Raw genomic sequence first — 24,418 nt, forward strand, 5'->3', positions numbered from 1 at the left:
ACCGTTTGATTTCCAAGTCACATAGCTAGAATGTGCTCACTCCACTTTCGCCTAAATCGTATTTAACGTGTCCGTGTACGGATGCGTCCCGAACCTTCTCCGCTTTTACGATAGGCACGCCTATCAGCGACGAGTCCGGAACGTACGGAGCCAACGTCGAATTTTACGATCACGAAAGAATCACCTCCGTTTTCTGCGCATACAGCTATATAGTAGTACGAGTATCCGAATCGGCACAATTTGAGGGTTATTAATTTTCAGACACTACGTTACCCTTTCGTTTAACTTCGACATTAGCCGTCCCCCCCCCGTGACCTATCGAATACCCTAGGAAATAGGTGTAGCCCGAAACACTATATCTATCACGGTTATAGAAAAACGTATATAGAACTTATCGATATATTTGGTATACGAAGATAATAGTTGTTACTAGATCTTACGTTGAATTACATTGGTACTTATAACATTGACGTTGATATTAAAAGGATGTGTAAGTAAAACAGATAAACAAAATACCTAGTTTACTAGTCAGGATGATCCAAATTACACCTCAAAGGAGTACATGTCCGAATATACCGTTTATGGTAAATCGTGGAATTTGAAAGAGGAGGTAGTGGTATATAGAAAGTATGAGAAAACGGCTGCGCAACTTAAATTAGCAATAAAAGTTGAGAGGTTACGCGTTGAGTTACTCGAAGAGCAGACGAAACTTGACCTGGAATATATGCCGAATGCCGTTAACGCTGCTTCAAGGATATTATGCGTATAGTTGCAGAGATTAAATCGTAGACCACCGGTTAAAGAATTACAAGTCGTCGGTTACTTATATTCGTGGTAAATATCTTTCAATTTACAGTCACTTGACGACTATATGCTTTCATTTCAGAACGATAAACACGTCGCCGCCAGTTACGTAGATGCTCTAACTATAATAAAAGAAATCATACCGAAAACTCTAAAAGACCCGGAGTATACTCACAATAAACGAAAAAGCAAAGAGCCTTAGACGTAAATGTCCAAGGCTTTTTTGCTTTTATAACCGATATGCAAATATGCTTTTGGTTCGAATACGAACGAAATTTATCGGAAGTAGGTGAAAAAATTTATCGGAATAGTTACTGAATGAAATACCGTAACCGTGCTGGGCTAAGACACCTTATGCTCAATTCTTAGCTTATCCGCAACCATCGCGATGAATTCCGAGTTCGTTGGTTTAGACTTGCTAATATTGACTGTATAGCCGAATAGGTGGCTAATGCTGTCGATGTTGCCTCTTAGAGCCATAAGGGTTTTAAGATTTTTATTAACCATATACTTTTCCCATCTCACAAGGCATTTATAGGTTTTATGACCACAATTTGTCTGTCTGTGATTATTGTAATATGTGATAAATTTGAACATAAGTTCAAAGTGTATAAACTTATAAAGTAATTGCATATGCACTTACTGCTTCAGTTGTTAGGAACATAACTGCAACAGATGCTGCGTTTTGAAGAGCTGCTCCTAGATATTATCGATTTCCCTTATGTACGATAGTTGTTATTGAAGAGTCTGTTTTCACTTTCAGATTAAATCAGCTTTCATCGTACTTTTTGAAATTAATTTAACAATCTCTTTCTGTATATGAGTTAAATAATTACTTAGAAATTCATCACCTATTATTTTCTCAACTTTAATTAGAACTAATCGAAGCTTATTAATAAGATCTTCATTAAGTTCTATAAACTCTAAAGTCTTTAGATATATGTCAACTTTATTTCTAATCACATTATTTTTTAAATCATCATCAATTTTCAATTCTAATCTATGTATATTTTCTTCCGCTATAGAGTTACTAAATACTTTCAAACCTTCAAAAATTTGATATTCCATCTTTATGTAACTATAGGGGGCACCTTCATTAAACTCTCCTTGAAGAGCTTCCTCCCAATAGTCAATGATTTCGACAATACTTTTACTATTAATATATTCTATGTGAGCTTGAAACTCTTCGTCTTTATTTTTAAGTTCAGGAAAACAATTGTAAAATAAAAGGTTATCAATAGTTTTTCTCATAACAAGGCTATAATCCACGTAATCATTCCCTGTAGAAGCATAGTAAATGAAATTTTTGGATTTGTTTAACTTATCTAGTTCTGAGGAATTCCCGATTCTTTTTAATGCATTGAAAGCCGCAAGATAAAACCCATCATTAAATATTTTTCTCTCATATGCAATAATTGCGGTATCATTTGGAGATATGTTATCGATGTTATCCTCATACTTGATACTACTCGCTACATTTTCGCAACCCTCAACTATTCCACGGCTAACGCCCATATCACTCGGGAAAAATTGAAAGGAAAAATCACCTTGATTATACTTAACATCATTTTTTCGATCTTCTGTGTAATGAGAATAGTTTTGCTCTATGGTTTTTTCAAATGAGCTATCTGTATTTAAATAGACATAGAAACTATCGTATTCATCAGCATATAAATTAAAGGCATAAACACCTTTGTTATCATCAGAATTAACAAATCCATTAATAATATGTTTAGTACCCTCAAAAAGCGCATCCTCTAATTTTTCAAATGTAATAATTTGAACATTAAAAGGAGCAATGTCAGAGTAAACAACTCGACCATCCTCAGTTTTAACAAGATAACCATTGCCTTCTAATTCCTTATCGCCATTTAGAAGTTGACATATTCCTGTATAATATAAGTTCACATCAAAACCCCCACTGATTTAGATTAGGCAATATTTCATAAAAAATCATTCTTTCATCAATACAATAGTACCATATAATGGTATAAAATTCCCTATCGTATAGCTATATGTTACTCTTGAGTCTCTGAACTTTAACAACACAAAAAACCACTCCCTAATAGAATTATTAAGAAGTGGTCATTGCTTGATTTATTATTTATAATCTACGATAAATTCTAAGCATTCACCAATTCTCCCATGTGGCTTCACATTCATCACAAATGAAATAGATTTTAAACCTTATTTTTGTTTTATATACAAGCCATTTCCATCACACCTAGGACAAATTACCTTCCTTGAAATGGTTATACTGACATATACCCATCTCTTATAGCGGATTATTCATCACACTTATCAAATATCAATTCGAAGTCACCTTCTAATATTAGATGCCCAACCACTTCTTCAATGCGTTTACGACTGCATTCATCCACAAGTAACATGTCACTTCCCCAAAGATACTTTCCATGTAGGCACTCGCCAGTTTGTTGATTTTTTTCTACTAATGTCTGTATGTTCTTAAATGTAATAAATGTAGCAATCCATCTTGAACCATCTTCAAATGCAACTATTGCATCAGTATTATCATCGTGTATGTTCCATTCTCCTTCCGGCCACTGTTCAGCTTCAACCCAAATGGAATACTGCTTACCCTTCATCCAATTACCTCCGATATCATGCGATAAATTATCATACCATAAAATGGTATATGAGTCTTTATCGAATCGCAAAATATACAAATTACTCTCTAACTCTACCTGCTTAAATAGACATTAATAATAACTCATCATATGTTGAATTGGATAAGAACAATATATAAATAATAATAAGCCTATTAATAAGAATTGATGTAATATTTTTCTTAATAAAAAAAATACCGTTATTTATTGAGTTTTCAAACCCAATAAATAACGGTATTAGTTGGCTCAAAATAAGGATTTCCATACCCAATTCTGAAAATTAGTTGGTTTATGTATTCCTTAAAACCCTCCTCACTACAGCAATCAGCTAACCTTATGCTCAATTCTTAGCTTATCCGCCACCATCGCGATGAATTCGCTATTAGTAGGTTTAGACTTGCTAATATTGACCGTATAGCCGAATAAGTGGCTAATGCTGTCGATGTTGCCTCTTGTCCAAGCGACTTCGATCGCGTGACGAATGGCTCTTTCTACACGAGATGGTGTCGTTTTGAATTTTTCGGCGATAGCTGGATACAATGTTTTTGTGATTGATCCAAGTATTTCAATATTGTTATATACCATCGTGATTGCTTCACGTAGGTATTGATATCCCTTAATATGTGCTGGAACACCGATTTCATGGATAATACTTGTAATGTTAGCATCAAGATTTTTACCTTTTCCGATTGGAACAACATTCGATCTGCTCATTGAAAGGCTCGAATTGAATGTAGAAGAACTCATAGAACTTGATTGAGAACCTACTAATTGTCTAATGCGGTTAGAAAGCATATCCATATCGAACGGTTTTAATATGTAATATGATGCCCCTAATTGTACTGCTTTTTGAGTAATGTTTTCTTGACCGAATGCCGTCAACATAATGATCTTCGGCATAGGATTAAGATCCATCTCTCTAATCTTTTCAAGTACTCCTAGTCCATCTAAATGGGGCATAATGATATCGAGAATTAATACATCTGGCAACTTTCTAGCGCTCTCCAAATGTCTTAATACTTCATCTCCATTAAATGCTACTCCACATACATTCATATCACTTTGTTCAGAAATAAATTCCGATAACAAGTTAGTAAATTCTCGGTTGTCATCTGCCAATAATACGTCAATCTTCTGCAAGATGTAAGCCTCCCTTTAAATTATATGAATGTCGAGTCGAATTTTTCTGTCTCACTACAGTTTCGACATGAGAATATGATTTCCTTCTGTCGAAAATCATTTTTCTTTATTTTTTTTCAGTATTTCGATATAATAAACATTTGACTACACACTTCGAATTAATTCGACATAAGCTCACAAGATCAGCTACTACAATTATAGAGAAGGTCACCATTACATTTTCTTGTAATGGTGACCTTCTTATCGTTATGAAGCAACATTTTGTTCAAGATCAGTTTCTGAGTGTAACAATACCCCTGCATCTTGCAACATCCATTCGATGAAACAACCGTATCCAGAAGTCGGATCGTTCACGAATACATGTGTAACAGCTCCAATTAATTTCCCATCTTGAATTATCGGACTACCAGACATCCCTTGCACGATACCACCTGTTTTACTAATCAATCTTTCATCCGTAATCTTAAGCACCATACCTTTTGTTGCAGGCGATGATTGCTTGGCTACATGAACAACTTCAATATCAAAACGTTCTACCGTTTGTCCATTCAACACGGTTAAGATTTGAGCAGGCCCTTCCTTCACATCTTCTGCGAATGCAACTGGAATTGCATCACTGTCAAAGCTGTGAGTAGGCATCTCATTCATCTTACCAAATATTCCGAACGGAGTATTGCGCTCTATACTACCTAAAATCTTTTTCTCTTTTACAAAGATTGCTCGTTTTTCACCTGGATCACCATTTTGACTCTTGTTAATTGAGGTTACACTTGATTGTAAAATCTCACCATTACCAACTACGATCGGAGTTCCCGTGTCCATATCCGTAATGACATGTCCTAATGCGCCGTATACACCTTGATCTGGAGCATAGAATGTCAACGTCCCGACTCCTGCAGCAGAATCACGAATATAGAGACCGATTCTCCAAGCTTGATCACCTTTATCATAAATTGGTTTAAGCTTTGTTTGCATCGATTTTCCATTACGAATAAAAGTGATGTTTAATGGTTTTTTGTTTGAACTATATTTTTCACATAGTTCACCCAATTGCTTAACATTTTGCACTTTGTCTTTATTAATGCCAACAATAAGATCGCCTAGACGAAGACCCGCTACTTCTCCAGGAGATTGTTTCTGACTAGATTCATCTAATACTTGATGATGACCAACAACTAATACACCAGCTGAATTCACTTTTACACCAATTGTCTGCCCGCCAGGTACAACTTTAAGATCTGGCATAACATCTACTTTCACTGTCTTAAACGGGATCTTACCAAATAATTTTACTTTCATCTGGGTTTGACCAATTTGATAAGAATGTAATGATAACGGATCTTTCAAACTTACTGACAACGAAGATTCTGATGAACCATTTACTTGCAAACTTTTCGGATCTACCGTTAACTGAGCGTGCACGGGCACACTATACTGTACGTTTTTTAATTGCCCACTAAATAGCCTGAGTTCATCGGGAAAAGCTACAATCTGCTGCATCGGAGTAGATATCCCGACAAGACCGACCATAATTACGAGAATTAGTCCAAAAATACGTCTAGGTTGCTTTGGGTCCAATCTTTTCACGCTCCTGTCATTCCATCGCATGACGATAGGTAGATCGCCAATGGCGTACCTATAAGTTACCCCGAGCAACAAGTTTTATGACCACAAAAACATTCCCATATTTCCTTACATTACGCACCTTTCAAGCCCAGAGCCAAATCTAACATTTCTTGAGCATGATGTTTCGTTTTTTCAGTTATTTCCACGCCACCAAGCATACGTGCAAGTTCATTAATTCGTTGTTCACCTGTCAGCTGTGAGACAGACGTATATGTTCGTTCTCCTACAAATTGCTTACGGATTTCATAATGATGATCTGCCATACACGCAACTTGAGGTAAATGGCTTATAGAGAAGACTTGACACTCTCCTGCAAGCGAAGATAATTTTTCTGCAATAGCTTGTGCTGCTCGTCCACTTACTCCAGTATCTACCTCATCGAATATAAGTACAGGAATTTGATCGATTTGCGCAAAAATAGATTTCAATGCCAACATAATACGTGACATCTCTCCTCCTGATGCTACCTTATGTAACGGCTTCAAAGGCTCGCCTGGATTCGTACTCATCATAAAGACTGCATGATCAATTCCAGTGGCGCTTAATCGTACTCGGTCCTCAACGTCTTGTGTAGTGTGATTGATCTCCACTTCGAATTTGGCTGCACCCATTTGCAAACCAGTAAGTTGTTCTTTTATCTCATTAGAAAGCTTGATCGCAGCCTCCTTGCGTAAAACAGATAATTGTTCTGCCAACACATATGCTTGCTTATATTCTGCTTCTTCTTGTTCTTTCAATACTTGTAATCGCTCATCACGATTTTCCATCTTATCACGTTCATCTGTGATTTTAGCTAAATAGGCGATGATTTCTTCAATACTTTCACCATATTTACGTTTTAATGTACGGATAAGATCAAGTCGATCTTCTACATAAGTAAGCTGCTCTGGATCAGACTCAATACCATCACGATAATTACGAAGTTGATACATAACATCTTCTGCACCATAGTAAGCAGCTTGAAGCTGTTCAATCATTGGAGATAATGCAGATTCATCATAACTAACGATATCTGTTAAGCGGGTTATCGCTCTACTCAAAGCTTCTATCCCTTGTCCATCATTAAGCAGACCATAGGCTTCATTGACAGATGTGGTGCGTTTTTCAGCGTACATAAGCATTTTACGTTGTTCTAATAATTCTTCATCTTCACCAGGTTTTAATTTGGCTGCACTTATTTCTTCAATCTGAAACATATACAGATCTTGCATCTGAACATTGTGACGAGAAGTATTTTCTAATTCATGTAATTGTGAGCGAATAAGTAATAATTGTTCATATTGTTGTGCATAAGCTTTTTTATTATTCAGAAGGCTCCCGCCTCCATACATATCTAACCATTCTAGATGCTGCTCGTTTTTAAGCAGAGATTGATGTTCATGCTGACCGTGAATATTAACAAGGCTCTCTCCGATTTCCCGTAACATTGTAATCGTAACAAGTTGACCATTAACACGACTGCTAGTTTTACCCGTAGAGCTTAGTTCCCTACGAACAATTAACATCTCATTTCGATCATGTTGGATTCCAAGATTTGCTAACTTCGACCAGACAGGATGTTCATTGGATAAATCAAACATAGCTTCAACCTCAGATTTATCACAACCGTAACGAACCATATCAGCAGACCCTCGTCCACCGACAACTAAACTGAGTGCATCAATCAAGATTGATTTACCTGCACCAGTTTCACCCGTTAAAACATGAAAACCATTATGAAATTGTACACTTGCTTCTTCAATAACTGCTAAGTTGCGAATAGAAAGTTCATGTAGCATGAACATACGCCTCCTAAAACTTTTCATAAGATAATGGATAAACTTCATTGCGATGAAAAGTTGCTTCGAAAGCATGAGCTTAACTTTTCATAAGATAATGGATAAACTTCATTGCGATGAAAAGTTACTTCGTAAGCATGAGCTTAACTTTTCATAAGATAATGGACATACTAATTTAATAATAAAATATATATCTTCTTCTTATTTCAACATATCTAAAAAACGCTCAACAACTAATTGACTTTGAGCACTTGACCTACAAATGATAAGAATTGTATCGTCGCCTGAAATTGTTCCCATAATATCTGGAGTGTCCATCGTATCAATTAATGCGGCAATCGTATTAGCAGTACCAGGTAAGCATTTCATAACAACAAGATTATCTGTATAATCTATGTGTGTAAAATGATCCTGTAGCGCTCTACGAAGTTTATGAATTGGATTTGGTTTTTGACTTTCACCAGGCATTGCGTATTTGTAACTACCCGATGCAGAAGGGATTTTAATAAGCATTAACTCTTTAATATCTCTAGAAACTGTTGCTTGTGTAACTTGCATCCCGCTATGGCGCAATGCTTCCACTAGATCTTCTTGAGTTTCAACATCTCGAGCCGTAATAATTTCCTTTATTTTAAACTGTCTTATACCCTTCACTTATAAAACCCCTATTCTTTATTATTCAACAAAGTGAAACGCAATTTTCCGAAGCGTTCCTTCTCTATAATTAATATATATTATTCCCGACATGTCTGGAACTAATAACGAATACAACAACAATCGATCACGCATTTCGTTATTGCTCCACTCCATAGGATGACGTTCACGTTCATACTTTACAATATACATGCGACCCTTTTTCTCTGCAACATAGTCCACATATACATTTGTCGCCTTATCTAGTACAATATCGTCTAACTCAATCGCGATTGGTATTGTATGACGCCCCGATATAACTACATATCCATTCTTCGTTAGTAAATTAACATTAGGATCATCTTCCTTAATCCTTCCGCCTTTACCAAGCTTAATTCTAGACATGGTCTGTGCAGTATGTAGCCAACGATATAACCAGCGGTATGCGAGTAGCAATAATACAATGGCAGCAACAATCATAATAAACCATTCACCGTATGGTGCCAAATCATTCCCCTCCTATACTTTTCAACTTCCATAAATACTTTTACAAATTATATACATCCATGGAGTGAAAACCGCATCTGAGGTTAATATAGAACATTTGTTTGTATTTACAGTTTATCTCAATTACTGAGTCCCTGTAAAGAGAAAAGATGCCTCACGATAAATAACCGATTGGCATCCTTCTAGATGGATATTATTTTTTCGCGTTCACCTTAAAAGTTTCGTTAGCTTCAAGCACGATACTCTCAATACGTTCAAGAGGGATTTCTTCACCAATTGGAGTGTTCTCCCAAGTCCAATGTGCTAAGAACTCAATGTTTCCTTCGCCGCCTGTAATAGGAGAAAACGTCAAATTTTTAAGGGAATAACCAATCTCGTTAGCCATACTAAGAACTTTTACTAACACTTCTTTATGAACACTTGGTTCACGAACGACACCTAGCTTACCGACTTTTTCACGGCCAGCTTCAAATTGCGGTTTAATAAGTGCAACTACTGAAGATCCAACTGGGAACAATGTAGATAATGTAGGTAAAATATGTTTTAACGAGATAAACGAAACATCAATACTCGCAAAATTCGGATTTGGACCTTGTAATTCTTCTACTGTTAGATATCGAAAATTCGTTCTTTCCATCACATTGACTTGCTCATGTTGTCTTAGTGACCAGTCCAATTGATTATAACCAACATCGATGGCGTACACATAGGATGCACCATGTTGCAGAGCACAATCTGTGAATCCGCCAGTTGAAGCTCCGATATCAAGCATAACTACATCTTGCATATTAAGATCAAAGCTCTTAATTGCTTTTTCTAATTTCAAGCCGCCTCGACTAACATACGGGTGTATTGAACCTTTTACTTTAATAGCAGAAGAACGTGCAACTTTCATTCCAGCCTTATCTACTGGCTCTTCATCGACGAGGACAAGTCCAGCCATTAAAGCTTTTTTCGCTTTCTCTCGACTATCAAAGTAACCAAGCTCAACAAGTAATACATCAATTCGTTCCTTTGGAACTGCTGTCATTGTATCCCTACCTATCAATTGTGCAAATTAGCACTTTTCTTACGCTTTGGCAACATATCATGAATGACATTAATAACGCCATCAGCATTCAATCCAATTTCATCTCGTTGCTCGGCAATACTTCCATGCTCCACAAATAGATCAGGTATACCCATCAGACGAATAACCATATCATCAATATGTTGTTGCGAATAATGTTCAAGAATTGCGCTGCCTAGTCCACCTAGTTCAGCACTTTCTTCAATTACAATTAATTTTTTATGTTGTTTAGCTAATCGTTGAAGCATCTCATGATCCAACGGCTTAACAAATCGAGCATTAATAATTTCAACGTCGATACCTTCACGTTTCAACTGTTCTGCTGCTTCCTTCGCAACTTTAATCATTGGACCAAGTGCCAATATTGCGAATTCAGATTCTCCCTCTTTCAACACTTCCCAAGATCCAATCGGAAGCGCTGTTAATTCTGGCAGAAGTTCAACACCTTCAACATTAATACGCGGATACCTTATTGCAATCGGTCCATCATTATATTCAACAGCTGTTTTCATCATTTGGCGAAGTTCATTCTCATCTTTAGGCATCATAATAACCATATTTGGTACATGACGTAAGAAAGGAATATCGTACACACCTTGATGTGTTTCTCCATCAGGTCCAACAAATCCAGCTCGATCAATCGCAAAAATAACATTCAAGTTTTGACGACAAATATCATGGACAACTTGATCATACGCACGTTGCAAGAACGTAGAGTAAACCGCAAATACAGGCTTCATCCCTTCGATAGCAAGTGCTGCCGCCAACGTAGCTGCATGTTGTTCTGCAATTCCTACATCAATCATGCGTGTAGGGAAACGATTAGCAAAGTCAATTAAACCTGACCCGCCTGGCATTGCTGGTGTTACCGCAACAATACGCTCATCTTTTTCAGCCAACTCAATGAGTACGTCACCAAAGATTTTAGTATACATCGGAGGTCCAACAGCCTTGACCATTTTACCTGACTCAATCTTATAAGGTGATGCGCCATGCCATGCATGGGAATCATTTTCAGCAGGCTTGTAGCCTTTGCCTTTAGTGGTGATGACATGTACAAGTACAGGTCCATTAATCTTATCAGCTTGCTTCAACGTTTCCATTAATGCTTCCAAATCATGTCCGTCAACCGGTCCAAGGTACGAAAGACCAAATTGTTCAAACAAAATGCCGCTCATTAATAGGTATTTCAAGCTGTCCTTGAATCTGCTTACAGTCTCAGCAAGTTTCCCACCAATAGCAGGAATTTTGTTAAGCATCTGATTAACATCTTCTTTGGCTTTCTGATATTGGCGACCAGTACGAATTTTACTTAAATACTGATGTAGAGCACCAACATTAGGCGCAATTGACATCTCGTTATCGTTCAAGATAACAATCAATTTACGTTTCTCATGTCCAATATGATTTAACGCTTCTAGTGCCATACCACCGGTTAGTGCACCATCACCGATCATTGCCACAACGCGATTATGTTCACCTTTAAAGTCGCGAGCCATTGCCATGCCTATAGCCGCAGATAGTGAGGTACTACTATGTCCAGCTTCCCACACATCATGTTCACTTTCATTACGTTTCACAAACCCACATAAACCTTTATATTTCCGTAAAGTATCAAATTGATCTTTACGACCAGTAATAATTTTGTGAACATAAGACTGATGCCCAACATCAAATATAAATTTGTCTTTTGGACTGTCAAATAAATAGTGCATTGCTAGAGTAAGCTCAACAACTCCAAGATTTGGAGCGAGATGACCACCAGTAATAGACAATTGACCAATTAAAAACTGACGGATTTCTTCTGCTAATTGTTCTAATTGTTCTGTTGATAAATGTTTTAAATCTTCTGGGCCATCTACATGTTCTAAAAGCACATTGCTTTCCTCGCTTTCAAAAAAAAGATTGTCATCCCAATCCCTTTATTCATTACCATATATTATAGCACAATCATTGAATACTACCTAATGGTCGGTTAAGAGTACAACTATTACGCTCCCTATTCGATGTCGAGTACTCTACGAAGTTAATGATCGTTATCAAAGTCGGAGTTCTGCACTTCCAACCTAAAAATCTCTGTTTACAAGGTAATCTGCAAGCTCCAATAATTGTCCCGGTTCCTGTAAATTAGCTTCTACAATTGCTGTTTTCGCTTGCTCAGTAAGCTTCTGAACTAGTGCAATACTTTCATCCAAACCTAGAAGGAACGGATAAGTTACTTTTTGTTGCTCGATATCACTTAGTACCGGTTTGCCAAGCTTCTCAGCATCTCCAACCAAATCAAGAATATCATCTTGTATTTGAAAAGCTAACCCGATATTTCTACCATATAGCTCAAGTTTTTCAAGTTGGATCGCACTTGCACCAGCAGTCCTTGCACCTGAAAGTACAGAACAAACAATAAGGTCACTTGTTTTGTGTTCATGTATATATTCAAGTTGTGAGATCGAAGTTATCCCTTGCTCTCCTTGAATATCAGCCACCTGTCCACCAACCATACCTTTAGCACCGGCATATTTAACGAGGTCATCAATGATATCTATTGCGACTGCAGCACTGATATAACCTTTTTTCGCCATGTCGGTAACAAAACCAAAGCTTTGTGTAAGTAATGCATCTCCAGCTAGAATTGCCATTCCCTCGCCAAAAACTTTATGATTCGTTGGCTTACCGCGACGGAAATCATCATTATCCATCGCAGGTAGATCATCATGAATCAGTGAATATGTATGTATATACTCAATTGCGCAAGCAGCGCCATATGCTTTTTCATAGATGTCGGTTTCTCCGTGTATCGCATAAGCAGAAGCTAATACGAGGTACGGACGAATACGCTTACCACCAGCGGTCAAAGAATATTCCATCGCCTCTATAAGAGTAGAAGGAGCTCCTTCTAGTACTTTTAGTGATAATAGAAGTTGCTGACCAACTTGCTTCGCTACTGTTTTCACATGCTCTTGTATCGTAATTGAGTCATTCACGAGATTACTCTCCTTTTTCTAATTGAGCTGTTGGGAATGGTTTCGTCTCCGTACCATTATCAGTTTCAATAAGCATTTCTATTTTTGCTTCTACTTGCTTTAATTTACCGTTACAAAGATTAGAAAGCAGCATACCTTCCTGATACAATTCAATCGCTTGCTCTAGCGGCACATCACCATTTTCCAATTGTGCAACTATCGTTTCAAGGCGCTCCAATGCCTGCTCAAAGCTCTGCTCCTGCTTCTTACTCATTACGAATCCCCCCAAACTTTTCATTGCTACGAGTAAATCTTCTCATATATGAAAAGTTAACTCGAAAGCTTATACTTAACTTTTTATTACTTCTAGTATTACGACACATAATATAAAAAGTTACTTCGAAAGTGTATTAGTTATTTGCTGTACTTCGCAACTCAATGTTCCATCTGCTAATCTCACTTCAATATGATTCCCAATTTTAACCTGATCTATATTCTTCAACAGTTGTTGATTATCTGTATAGGTCAAGCTATAACCACGAGCCATTACTTTAAGCGGACTTAACGCATCCAATTGTCTCATATTAGATACGATCTGCACTTTCTTGCCATCAATAACACGTTTCATCTGAACGTCTAATTGATTCTTCAAGTAGCTGACATTACGAGCCAGTAGCTTTATTCGATGTTCTGGATGAAGTCGTGCTAACTTACTTTCTTGTGCAGACAGCTTTAACTTATGACTGTCCAGTTGTTTTCGCAAATTAACTTTTAGTCCCGTTTGCAAATAGTCCACTCTTTCAGCTTGTTGCAAAAAGAACCTTTTTGGTTGTACAAAAGTGGGTGCTTGTTGCGCTCTGCGAAGTCGTTCAGTTAATCTATCTAGTTTGGAATTCATCGCATAATGAAGTTTTTCATTAAATCTTGCAACTGTAGAAGCAAGCTCTTTAGTATGAGGAACCGCTAGTTCTGCTGCAGCAGTTGGTGTAGCTGCACGAATATCCGCAACAAAATCAGATATCGTGTAATCTGTTTCGTGTCCTACAGCACTAATAACCGGAATACGAGAAGTAGCGATCGCTCTTACAACTATTTCTTCATTGAAAGCCCATAGTTCTTCGAGTGAACCACCACCACGCCCGACTATCAGTACATCACATTGCGAGGTTTCATTCATCATATGAATTGCTTTAACAATGGATGGAGCAGCTAATTCACCTTGAACTTGAACCGGTGCGATTAACATATTTGCCATTGGATAGCGACGTTGTAAGGTTGTAATGATGTCTCGAACTGCTGCGCCAGTTGGTGAAGTAATGATACCTATGCTCTTAGGAAAAAGAGGAAGTGTTCGTTTGCGTGTCTGTGCAAACAATCCCTCCTCCTCTAATCGAGCTTTCAATTGTTCATATGCAAGATATAAGCTTCCCAAGCCATCGGGTTGCATTGCATTCGCATAAAACTGGTATGCACCATCACGTTCAAATACTGAAATGGTACCGCGAGCTAGAACTTTTGTCCCTTCTCGCGGCATAAATTTCAATCTGGCATTATGAGAAGCAAACATCACACATTTGATACGACTTTCTTTATCCTTCAACGTGAAATACATATGACCACTTGAATGATGGGTAAAGTTAGATACTTCACCTCTAAGCCATACATCAGATAATACTGGATCAACATCCATAGCCATCCGAATATATTTATTGACTTCCTTTATCGTATAAATATGAGGCTCATTTCTCATAAATGGCTCACATCCCGTTTGCTTTTTTTGCTGCAGTAATCGTATTTTTCATTAACATTGTAATCGTCATAGGACCTACGCCACCTGGTACTGGTGTAATGTGCCCAGCTACAGTTTTACAACTTTCAAAGTCAGCATCTCCAGCTAATTTACCAGTATCAAGTCGGTTAATACCTACATCAACAACGACAGCTCCTGGTTTAACGAATTTGCTATCAATCGCATTAGCTCGTCCAATCGCAACAACTAGAATATCAGCTTGTTTTGCAATTTCTTCAAGATTCGCTGTACGAGAGTGACAGATCGTTACGGTAGCATTTTCACGAAGTAGTAGCATGGCAACTGGCTTACCAACGATATTACTGCGTCCGATAACTACAGCATGTTTACCCGCAATCTCTACTCCACTACGCTTAATTAATTCAATAACGCCTGCTGGAGTACATGGTAATAAGCTATCATCGCCGATAACTAGATTACCAACACTTTCAGGATGGAAACCATCAACGTCTTTATCAACACGAATAGCATCAATAATTGCTTTTTCATTAATATGTTTTGGAAGAGGTAATTGAACAAGAATACCATTAATAGAATCTTGATTATTAAGCTTATCGATAAGTGCCAATACCTGCTCTTCAGAGCTGTCGGCATCCATACGATGAACTTCAGAATACATACCTAATTGAATGCATGCTTTTTCTTTTGAGCCAACATAAACTTTAGAAGCAGCATCTTCACCAACTAATATTACAGCTAAGCCAGGAGTTACTCCTTTTTGTTTCAATTCAGCAACCTCAGAAATCATTTCATTACGCATATCAGCAGAAATCTGTTTTCCATCAATAATCTGTGCACTCATGAATTATCTCTCCCTTAACTTTTCATTATGTCATCTCGATATACTTCTCGCTAATGAAAAGTACATCGGAAGCGTATGCTCAACTTTTCATTATGTCATCTCGATATACTTCTCGTTAATGAAAAGTACATCGAAAGCTTATACCTAACTTTTCATAATTCTCGATGTATTTCATCAACTTCCATTTGATGCCTCACAACGAAAGAAGCTTATCGCATCATTCGCGACAAGCTTATGCTTTTTCTAAATCTAGGTTTTGCAGTAATTTAGCTAGTACACCATTAACGAATTTGCCTGATTCCTCAGTACCAAAATGTTTCGCAAGTTCGATAGCTTCGTTAACTGCTACTTTTGGTGGAGCATCTTTACTGAATACCATTTCAAAACATGCAAGTCGTAGTATTTGAAGATCAACTCTTGATAATCGGTCAACTTGCCAACCTGTTAGATGACTCGTCAATAAATCATCAATTGCAGCTTTATGTTCATTTACACCTAATAACAACTTACGTGCAAATTCATCTGTCGCTTCATCACTTATTTTATCACTTACTTCATCATCTGCTTTAATTTCCTCAATAATCATTTCTAATGCTTCAAATACTTCTACATCATTTAGCTCTAATTGATACAAGCTTGATACTACCATTTCTCTCGCTAATCTACGTTTCATATGCCCTCCACAACAATTTGCTCAAAATCAACAGTAATCTATGATCTCATCCCTGCCCCGAATATTTTACAATATCCGAAGTACGGAGCAGACCACAGCTCTAGCGATATGGCCTAAATAGCTTTAAGAAAGTTTGCCATAATTGCTCTAATGGTGCTAGTGGATGTGAAGCATCTTCCTTCTCTTTTCCAATCCAGTAACCAACTCCTACAAGCAATGCTACAAATAGCATATCCCAAAAACCAACTATTAAATATATAATTCCAAAGAAAAGACCAATGCCAGCACCAATTATTCTTTTCCAATATACAGGCCAAATATCTTTCCACATAGATAGCTCACCTCTATTCTACGCGACTTTTAATCGTATTCGTTTGAATAATGTTTGCTATATATACAGATACATTAGTAACAGGAATACCCGTTATTTCTTCTAAATAATTTTTCACAGAGATTTGAATTTCCTCCGTTAATTGCGGAATTGAAACTTCACCGTCAACAACAGCACGAAGAACAATGTCCATACCTGTATCAGTAGCCTTAACTCTAGCTTTCAAATCTTTTACACCACGTATCTTCATAGCCGCTTTTAACGCTAAGTTTTCCATAGTTTCAATCGAGATCCTAATGTCACCATATTCAGTACGTTGATCAACAGATTGAGAAGAAACTGCACTACGAGAAAGTGAAACTATAAAAAATCGTAAACTAATTAAGAACAATACGATACCGACAATAGCTAAGGCAATAAGATAATTATTATTGGTATACAGCGTTTCGATGAATTCAATGGAAAGTGATTCGTTAATCCAAGCGAAGCCAACAGATACGAATACTACTGAAATAATACCGATAACAATGCTGTACAAAAACAACAATAGCTTGTCCACTACTCTGATCAATGATCTTCATCCTCTCGATTTATTGAAAGTTCAAATCGTTTCGTCTAACAGCCCTTCAATGAGTACACGAGTGCTCAAAAGCTCGAATTATCCAGTGAAGGTTCAAATCGTTCGATTGTCAGCACCAAGAAGATGACATGAAGCTACCTCTAAATTAATATAATCAACCCCCTTGGCAGAGCACCTCAGCCCAACACAAGGGGGTTAATTGTTCTAGTTTACACGCTTCGTATGATCTTCATTCTCAACTTTTCCATCAGGTTTAAGATGTACATCATGTACATGTACGTTCACTTCAACAACTGAAAGTCCGGTCATCATTTCAATAGAGCGTTTAATATTTTCTTGAACATTGTTTGCAACTTCTGGAATTTTATGTCCATATTGGATAATAACAGAAACGTCAACTGCTGCTTCTCTTTGTCCAACTTCAACTTTTACGCCTTTAGCAACGTTCTTTTTACCAAGAAGCTCAGCAATACCACCAGCTAAGCCACCACTCATACCTGCAATACCGTCAACTTCAACCGTTGCTAGTCCTGCAATTACTTCAATGACTTCTGGGGCAATTTGAATTGTACCCATGTCTGTTTTTTCATATTCAGCAATAATACTCATGCTGGTTACACCTCCAAATAATCAATACCTGCCTAAGGTCATGCTTACCTTCGTTACTTATTTCTATACTATAACATTCAGTAAGAATTATGACAAACTATATTGCTTAGTGTATTGATGGCTTAAGCTGTGCCATTAATGTCATGTTCCTCAAGGAACTTAATGTCAAAGTCACCGCTAATGAACTTCTCATGCTCAAGCACTTTCAAATGGAACGGAATAGTTGTCTTAATACCATCAATTGCAAATTCTTGCAAAGCACGTTTCATACGGCTAATCGCTTCATTACGAGTTGGTGCCCATACAATAAGTTTTGCAATCATAGAATCATAATGTGGTGAAATCGTATATCCTGGATAAACTGCACTATCTACACGAACACCGTTACCACCAGGTGGCAAGTAGAATGCAATATTTCCTGCAGATGGCATGAAGTTACGTTCAGAATCTTCTGCATTAATACGACATTCAATAGACCAACCATTTATACTTAGATCTTCTTGAGCGATTGAAAGTGGATTACCTTCAGCTACCGAGATCATTTCCTTAATCAGATCCGTATTTGTGATCATCTCTGTAACGGGATGTTCAACTTGAATACGAGTATTCATCTCCATGAAATAGAATTGATTGTCAGGACCTAATAGAAACTCTAACGTTCCTGCACCAGAATAATTAACTGCAAGTGCGGCACGAACAGCAGCTTGCCCCATCGCCGAACGAAGTTCAGGAGAAAGCATTGAACAAGGAGCTTCCTCGATTAGTTTCTGACGACGACGTTGTACAGAGCAATCTCGTTCAAACAGATGAATCGCATTACCATGCTTATCAGCCATAATTTGAACTTCAACATGCTTCATACCAGTCAAATATTTCTCCAAGTATACTCCACCATTACCGAAAGCTTTTTGAGCTTCCTGTTGTGCAGTAGAAATTTGGGTAATCAGACTATCTTCATCTTCAGCAATACGTATACCTTTACCGCCACCACCTGCTGTAGCTTTAATGATGACAGGATATCCGATATCACGTGCAACCATAATCGCCTCGTCCATATCTTCGATAAGTCCATCAGAACCAGGAATAATAGGAACGTTAGCACTCTTCATTGTAAGTTTTGCAACTGCCTTATCACCCATTTTGCTAATTGCTTCAGGCGAAGGTCCGATGAATGTAATGTTGCATGATTCACAAATTTCTGCAAAATCAGCATTTTCAGCTAGAAACCCATAGCCTGGGTGGATAGCATCACATTCGGTAATTGTAGCAACGCTCATAATATTTGTTAGATTTAAGTAACTGTCTTTGGAAGCGATTGGCCCAATACAGTATGCCTCATCTGCTAGCTTCACATGTAATGAATCACGATCTGCTTCAGAATATACAGCTACCGTTTGGATACCTAGCTCACGACAAGCTCGAATAATTCGAACCGCAATTTCTCCACGATTCGCAATTAATATTTTTTGGAATTTCACGAATGACGAACCCCTTTCAACCATTAAATTCTTGTAGTGGCAAACGATTAGTCCGCTTTCACTAGGAACAATGGTTGACCAAATTCAACCAACTGGCCATTCGTTACTAAAATTTCAACGATTTCGCCATTTACTTCTGCTTCTAGTTCATTCATAAGCTTCATTGCTTCAAGAATACATACAACTGACTTCGTATTCACTCGATCGCCAACGTTTACGAATACAGCAGCATCAGGTGTTGGTGAACTGTAAAAAGTACCTACCATTGGAGATGTAATTTTGTGATACTGTTCAGATGTTGCAACTGGTTGTACAGGAGCTAGCTCACTTTGTACGACAGGTTGGCTTACAGTAGGCTGCGCTTGAACAGCTGGTTGCGTATATGTATGCATAACTGGAGCCGTCTGAACTGTAACCACTTCAGATTTGCTAGGTTTACGAATATGTAGGCGAGTGCCTTCATTTTCGATTTCGAGCTCTTCAACGGATGTTTGATCTACCAGCTTGATTATTTCTTTAATCTCGCTCAACTTAAACATGAACGTAATCACTCCTCATTTTTCACATAACGTCTAGTATTATATCACAAATAGACAATAACACGAATTTTTTTTTATGAGATTTTAAGATAACTCCATCATAAGTAGATTATGTCTACTTATAACTGGAGTTATCCACGAAAAGTGATTACTTTTTTCTAAGGATTTGGAATAAATTGCACGGAGACTTGCTCAGGTCTTACATCCATTACAGTAATCACTTGATCAATAATTTCAGCTGCTTGCTTTTTCTCTAGAACATCACTTGTAACGACAACTTTATATTTATCATTCAATTCCTCAGATACAAACACAACTTCATACGTTTGCATGAGGTCATTTTCAAGTTGAGTCACTTTTTCCATTTTCCCTTCCAATTGTTCCAATTCAGCAACCGCAGCTATAGATGTTTCTTCATCGACACTTACATCAGCAATAACTGAGTTAATTCGATTGTTTTCTACTTCGTACTGCTGTTCACGTTTTGTAAGCAATTCACTGAACATTCCACCTTCGAAATAGTTTTCTGCTTTCAATTGTTCTAGTACCTCTTGGTCTAAAGCACTAATTGTGTACTTAGAACCATCTTCATTCGTTCCTGATACCGCAGTAGCATCTTTTCCTTCTGGAGTGCTTACTTCAGCCACATTTTGCAAATTAGTTGCGTCTGTCACTTTATCTTTACCACCGATATCTTGTGTGAATAAATAGTATGCGGATAACACCACCATCAAACTAAGCATTGAAATTAACCAAATCGTTTGTCTCTTTGTATTCATTATAAAACCCTCCATATATTGATTATTTTTTACTTGGCACTACGGAAATTCTTGTTGGCACTACATTCATTCCTTTTTCAACTGCTTGTATAATCAATTTCCGTACAGCTGCATCCTCTGCACCTTCTGCTACTATTAACACTCCACGGATTCGTGGGTTAATAATTTTTGTAATAAGAGGTTGCTCACCATTATTAGCTTGATACAACACGACTTTTCCATCTGAGGTCACTGACGTAATATTTCTAGTGCCACCATTGCGATCATTCTCCTCAGTTGTACTTTCACTCGTATTCATATTTCGCTCTACGACTTTTTCTTCCGTAGATTCAACGGTAACCATAACATCTACTTTTCCGACACCAACCATCTTCTCAAGTATTTCCTTGAGCCTTTCTTCAAGAGGACTCTCAACACTTGCAAAGGATGAAGTTGCGGTATCACCATTACGAAAAACCTCCTCTGTAGTAGAAACGGCAGAGGGTTGTTGGTCAACCGTATCGATGTCTTTGAATGAAAAAAATGAGTTGATTAGCATTAGGAATATGCCAATTGCGCCTAAGATGATCAATCCCTGAATAACTTTCACTCGTTTTTCACCACCAGGGCCACCACCAAACCACTTTTCAATAAATTTCAACCATTTCACCACCTTATGTCTTCCGATAATATGACCCGCTAACTTTTGGCTTGTACGTAAATTTGATTTTCTTTAACATTCCAACTTGCTGCAAGAATGGATATGATTTGTAAAGCTTGCTCATCTTGCACCGCATGGTAACCACTCTGTTGCTTTGGTTTTTGTTCCGTTTCTGGGTTAGGTGATTCTGATTCCTCACTGACAGTTACATCAACCTGTACTTTGATTTCACTCACTTTAATTGGCTCCTGTACCGCTACTTCTTCAACTTGTGACTCAGATGGCACCTGCTTAAGCGTGACCGTTATGGATTCAATATAAGGAGTTTGATCTGCGCTAGTACCTTTGTTCCAACCTAATTGAACTGCAACCTGTTGAACGTTGGCATCACTTTGATTGAGTAGTTGCTGCTTCATTGCTTCTTCTAGACCGAGTTTGGTTAATTGTTCAGATGCTTGCTCGCGATCAACCTTCAACTCCGATGCACGCTTATTAATTTCTTCTAGTGTTGGAACGTTTAACTCTTCACCTTCGAATTGTTCGTCCCATAATGAATAACTGGCAGCCAATTGTGAGGTAAAATCTTTCTGAAAGAGATTCAGTAAAGGATTAAGCATTGTGAGTAGCAAGATTAATCCAATAACTAACCGCGAATAACGTAGCATCTTGTTGTTTGGTAGAACTAATTCGACAATTACCGCCAACAAAATTACTGCAATTACGCTTTGTAGCCATTCTCCTAGCCAGGCTAGCACATTATCCTCACCTCCTTATAGGTAGTTCAAAATGTTCAATTGTGATTACGATGTTATATCAATGTAGATTAGTCGACTTCGAATATGTCGGTCATCGCTCTCTCCAGTACTCACGTACCAATTACGTACGTTCCGTGCTTCGTGTCACTAACTTCCCGTCATCTTCTTGGTACTGACAATCGAACATTTTGAACCTATATTGAATGGTAGTTCAAACTGCTCGTTCGTGATTACGATGTTTAGGCTTGGTAGATTAGTCGACTTCGAATATGTCGGTCATCGCTCACTCCAGTACTCATTTACCAATTACGTACGTTCCGTGCTTCATTTCACTAGCTTCCCGTCATCTTCTTGGTACTGACAATCGAACATTTTGAACCTATATTGAATGGTAGTTCAATCTGTTCACCTGTGATTACGATGTTAAAGCCTCTTCACCGCACCATGACGGTGGCGTTCCCCGCTGTAATGATGATCGTGATTGCAAGGAAGAACATTAGACTTACCGCCGCTAGTGCCGCAAACACATACAGCATCGTCTTCCCAATCGTTTGTAGACATGCAGCTATAGGTGAATCACCTAATGGCTGCATGATCGCTCCTGCAATGTGATAGATCAATGCTAAAGCAACAATCTTGATTGCAGGGAAAGCGCAAATGATAAGTAGCACAATGACACCGGCTAGTCCAATTGCGTTTTTTGCTACCAACGATGCGGATAGAATAGTGTCAGCAGCATCAGAGAACATCTTCCCTACCACAGGAACAAAGTTGCCCGTTACGAATTTGGCAGTTCGAAGTGCAACGCCATCAGTAATTGAACTCGTTGCTCCCTGCACAGAAATGACGCCAAGAAATACAGTCAAAAGTATACCTAGTAGAGTAACTGCAATCCCTCTTAACATGTTGGCTAAATGAGTCACTTTGAAGCGATCTGTCATTGCACTAACAATATGTAAAACTGCTGAGAAGAACAGCAATGGAAACACAACTAGATAGATTAAAGTGCCAACGACATGAATCATAAAAATGATCAGTGGATGCATTACTGATACTGTGACCACTCCACCCATTGAAGCTAACAATGTAAGTAGAAGTGGGATCATGGCTAGCATGAACGTGATCATCTCTTCAATCGCTTCCTTCGCGTAACCAATAGCTACACTGAAACTATTAATTGCGATTGTAACTAGTACCATGAAAACGATGGAATAGGCAACTTTACTAATTGCGTTTCGTTCAAATGCGTTCTGCAGTGTTTCTAGCATCATACTGAATACCGCTAACATGACGATGATTATTAGAAGTTTACTGTTATAAATAATTTCCTGAATAAAGTAAGCAAACAACCCTTTTATTATTGTGCTAGCTTCAAATTTATTTCCTTCATCAGAGAACATAAGTTCATTAATGGTAGGAAGCTGGTTGTTCGGAAAATACTGCCTGTATTCTTCACCCATTTGCTCCCAATATTGCTCAATTGTTTTCGTATCAAGTGAATTGACCTGTTCTTCTACCCATTTGGACGTCATATCTGAGGAATATTCATCGCTTGGTGTACTGCTTGCTTCTGCCAATGGCGAGAAACAAGTAAGCAATAATATCATAATTATCCATGTTAGTAATCGACTCACTACTCTCATTTAACTGTCCTCCTATCAACTTCCCATAGGAAGTAACGATAGCAATGTTTCGATAATGACATTAATGATAGGTATTGCTAGAACGAGAATGAATATTTTACCAGCAAACTCGATTTTTGAAGCAATGCTTTCTTGTCCGGCATCTCTCACCATTTGGGCTCCAAATTCTGCGATATAAGCGATCCCTATTATTTTAAGTACTGTTTTTAAGTAAATATCCGGAATGCCGGATTTCGTTGCTAGTTCATTTATTACAGTAATTACAGCATCAATTTTTCCAATGACGAGTAAGAAGATGAACACACCTGTAAATGACGTAATAAGAAATGCGAACAATGGCTTCTGATCTTTAAGGACTAAGACGAGGATCGTTGCGATTAAGCCAAGTCCTACAATTTGAATGATTTCCACAGCGTTCACCTACTGAAATAGAAAAATTGCCTTAATTTCTTGAAATAACTCTCCTAGTAGATCGATAACCATAAATAGTCCTACTACAAAGCCCATTACAGTTACCCAATGCGCCATGTCTTCTTTCCCCATTTGTTTCAATACAGAATGTATAATCGCAATAACAATGCCGACACCTGCAATCTGAAATATTGCTGTTACATCCATCTTTATCATCTACCCCT

General features: G+C 37.8%; 25 protein-coding genes and 1 pseudogene. All 26 read right to left on the minus strand.

Translation table 11 applies throughout. The features are described from left to right. Window positions 1-1,146: 1,146 nt before the first annotated feature. Window positions 1,147-1,275 (minus strand): annotated as a pseudogene (locus NAG76_20855) (sporulation initiation factor Spo0A C-terminal domain-containing protein). A 288-nt stretch (window positions 1,276-1,563) separates the two neighbouring features. Next, window positions 1,564-2,712, minus strand: coding sequence for a hypothetical protein (locus NAG76_20860; GenBank protein URN94242.1), 1,149 nt, complete (start codon window positions 2,710-2,712; stop codon window positions 1,564-1,566). A gap of 377 nt (window positions 2,713-3,089) precedes the next feature. Beyond that, on the minus strand, window positions 3,090-3,410 hold the full coding sequence (locus NAG76_20865; GenBank protein ID URN94243.1) for a hypothetical protein: 321 nt from the start codon (window positions 3,408-3,410) through the stop codon (window positions 3,090-3,092). Between the two features lie 345 nt (window positions 3,411-3,755). Further along, complete coding sequence (gene spo0A / locus NAG76_20870) at window positions 3,756-4,571, minus strand: sporulation transcription factor Spo0A (GenBank protein ID URN94244.1); 816 nt, start codon at window positions 4,569-4,571, stop codon at window positions 3,756-3,758. A 246-nt stretch (window positions 4,572-4,817) separates the two neighbouring features. Then, window positions 4,818-6,149, minus strand: coding sequence for a SpoIVB peptidase (spoIVB, locus tag NAG76_20875; protein ID URN94245.1), 1,332 nt, complete (start codon window positions 6,147-6,149; stop codon window positions 4,818-4,820). Between the two features lie 119 nt (window positions 6,150-6,268). Next, window positions 6,269-7,975, minus strand: coding sequence for a DNA repair protein RecN (recN, locus tag NAG76_20880; protein ID URN94246.1), 1,707 nt, complete (start codon window positions 7,973-7,975; stop codon window positions 6,269-6,271). Window positions 7,976-8,176: 201 nt separating this feature from the next. Further along, window positions 8,177-8,629: a transcriptional regulator ArgR gene (argR, locus tag NAG76_20885; protein ID URN94247.1), complete on the minus strand. Its 453-nt coding sequence runs from the start codon at window positions 8,627-8,629 to the stop codon at window positions 8,177-8,179. Between the two features lie 21 nt (window positions 8,630-8,650). After that, on the minus strand, window positions 8,651-9,115 hold the full coding sequence (locus NAG76_20890) for a hypothetical protein (GenBank protein ID URN94248.1): 465 nt from the start codon (window positions 9,113-9,115) through the stop codon (window positions 8,651-8,653). 193 nt (window positions 9,116-9,308) lie between these two features. Then, the gene (locus NAG76_20895) at window positions 9,309-10,145 is read right to left on the minus strand and encodes a TlyA family RNA methyltransferase (GenBank protein URN94249.1); all 837 of its coding nucleotides are present in this window, start codon (window positions 10,143-10,145) and stop codon (window positions 9,309-9,311) included. Between the two features lie 14 nt (window positions 10,146-10,159). Further along, window positions 10,160-12,061: a 1-deoxy-D-xylulose-5-phosphate synthase gene (dxs, locus tag NAG76_20900; protein URN94250.1), complete on the minus strand. Its 1,902-nt coding sequence runs from the start codon at window positions 12,059-12,061 to the stop codon at window positions 10,160-10,162. Between the two features lie 189 nt (window positions 12,062-12,250). Next, window positions 12,251-13,165: a polyprenyl synthetase family protein gene (locus NAG76_20905; GenBank protein ID URN94251.1), complete on the minus strand. Its 915-nt coding sequence runs from the start codon at window positions 13,163-13,165 to the stop codon at window positions 12,251-12,253. Window positions 13,166-13,169: 4 nt separating this feature from the next. Then, on the minus strand, window positions 13,170-13,418 hold the full coding sequence (gene xseB / locus NAG76_20910) for an exodeoxyribonuclease VII small subunit (protein ID URN94252.1): 249 nt from the start codon (window positions 13,416-13,418) through the stop codon (window positions 13,170-13,172). Window positions 13,419-13,538: 120 nt separating this feature from the next. Then, window positions 13,539-14,894: an exodeoxyribonuclease VII large subunit gene (xseA, locus tag NAG76_20915; protein ID URN94253.1), complete on the minus strand. Its 1,356-nt coding sequence runs from the start codon at window positions 14,892-14,894 to the stop codon at window positions 13,539-13,541. A gap of 7 nt (window positions 14,895-14,901) precedes the next feature. Beyond that, on the minus strand, window positions 14,902-15,756 hold the full coding sequence (folD, locus tag NAG76_20920) for a bifunctional methylenetetrahydrofolate dehydrogenase/methenyltetrahydrofolate cyclohydrolase FolD (GenBank protein URN94254.1): 855 nt from the start codon (window positions 15,754-15,756) through the stop codon (window positions 14,902-14,904). A gap of 232 nt (window positions 15,757-15,988) precedes the next feature. Next, window positions 15,989-16,429 carry a transcription antitermination factor NusB gene (gene nusB / locus NAG76_20925; GenBank protein URN94255.1) on the minus strand — a complete coding sequence of 147 codons (441 nt, stop codon included), beginning with the start codon at window positions 16,427-16,429 and terminating at the stop codon, window positions 15,989-15,991. A 100-nt stretch (window positions 16,430-16,529) separates the two neighbouring features. Beyond that, window positions 16,530-16,760: a DUF2273 domain-containing protein gene (locus tag NAG76_20930; protein ID URN94256.1), complete on the minus strand. Its 231-nt coding sequence runs from the start codon at window positions 16,758-16,760 to the stop codon at window positions 16,530-16,532. A gap of 13 nt (window positions 16,761-16,773) precedes the next feature. Further along, on the minus strand, window positions 16,774-17,331 hold the full coding sequence (gene amaP / locus NAG76_20935; protein ID URN94257.1) for an alkaline shock response membrane anchor protein AmaP: 558 nt from the start codon (window positions 17,329-17,331) through the stop codon (window positions 16,774-16,776). 213 nt (window positions 17,332-17,544) lie between these two features. Continuing rightward, window positions 17,545-17,949 (minus strand): Asp23/Gls24 family envelope stress response protein, encoded by a 405-nt coding sequence (locus NAG76_20940; GenBank protein ID URN94258.1) that lies wholly within the window; start codon window positions 17,947-17,949, stop codon window positions 17,545-17,547. Between the two features lie 122 nt (window positions 17,950-18,071). Next, window positions 18,072-19,427 carry an acetyl-CoA carboxylase biotin carboxylase subunit gene (gene accC, locus NAG76_20945; protein ID URN94259.1) on the minus strand — a complete coding sequence of 452 codons (1,356 nt, stop codon included), beginning with the start codon at window positions 19,425-19,427 and terminating at the stop codon, window positions 18,072-18,074. A gap of 47 nt (window positions 19,428-19,474) precedes the next feature. Next, window positions 19,475-19,966 (minus strand): acetyl-CoA carboxylase biotin carboxyl carrier protein, encoded by a 492-nt coding sequence (gene accB, locus NAG76_20950; protein ID URN94260.1) that lies wholly within the window; start codon window positions 19,964-19,966, stop codon window positions 19,475-19,477. A 158-nt stretch (window positions 19,967-20,124) separates the two neighbouring features. Continuing rightward, window positions 20,125-20,745, minus strand: coding sequence for a SpoIIIAH-like family protein (locus NAG76_20955; protein ID URN94261.1), 621 nt, complete (start codon window positions 20,743-20,745; stop codon window positions 20,125-20,127). Between the two features lie 22 nt (window positions 20,746-20,767). Beyond that, on the minus strand, window positions 20,768-21,385 hold the full coding sequence (gene spoIIIAG / locus NAG76_20960; protein ID URN94262.1) for a stage III sporulation protein AG: 618 nt from the start codon (window positions 21,383-21,385) through the stop codon (window positions 20,768-20,770). 38 nt (window positions 21,386-21,423) lie between these two features. After that, window positions 21,424-22,140, minus strand: a complete 717-nt coding sequence (spoIIIAF, locus tag NAG76_20965; GenBank protein ID URN94263.1) for a stage III sporulation protein AF — start codon at window positions 22,138-22,140, stop codon at window positions 21,424-21,426. A 434-nt stretch (window positions 22,141-22,574) separates the two neighbouring features. Continuing rightward, window positions 22,575-23,783, minus strand: a complete 1,209-nt coding sequence (gene spoIIIAE, locus NAG76_20970) for a stage III sporulation protein AE (protein URN94264.1) — start codon at window positions 23,781-23,783, stop codon at window positions 22,575-22,577. Window positions 23,784-23,798: 15 nt separating this feature from the next. Next, window positions 23,799-24,194, minus strand: a complete 396-nt coding sequence (spoIIIAD, locus tag NAG76_20975) for a stage III sporulation protein AD (GenBank protein URN94265.1) — start codon at window positions 24,192-24,194, stop codon at window positions 23,799-23,801. Window positions 24,195-24,203: 9 nt separating this feature from the next. Continuing rightward, window positions 24,204-24,407, minus strand: a complete 204-nt coding sequence (gene spoIIIAC, locus NAG76_20980) for a stage III sporulation protein AC (GenBank protein URN96899.1) — start codon at window positions 24,405-24,407, stop codon at window positions 24,204-24,206. Window positions 24,408-24,418 lie beyond the last annotated feature (11 nt).

It is taken from the genome of Candidatus Pristimantibacillus lignocellulolyticus, from assembly GCA_023639215.1.
GTDB lineage: Bacteria > Bacillota > Bacilli > Paenibacillales > Paenibacillaceae > Pristimantibacillus > Pristimantibacillus lignocellulolyticus.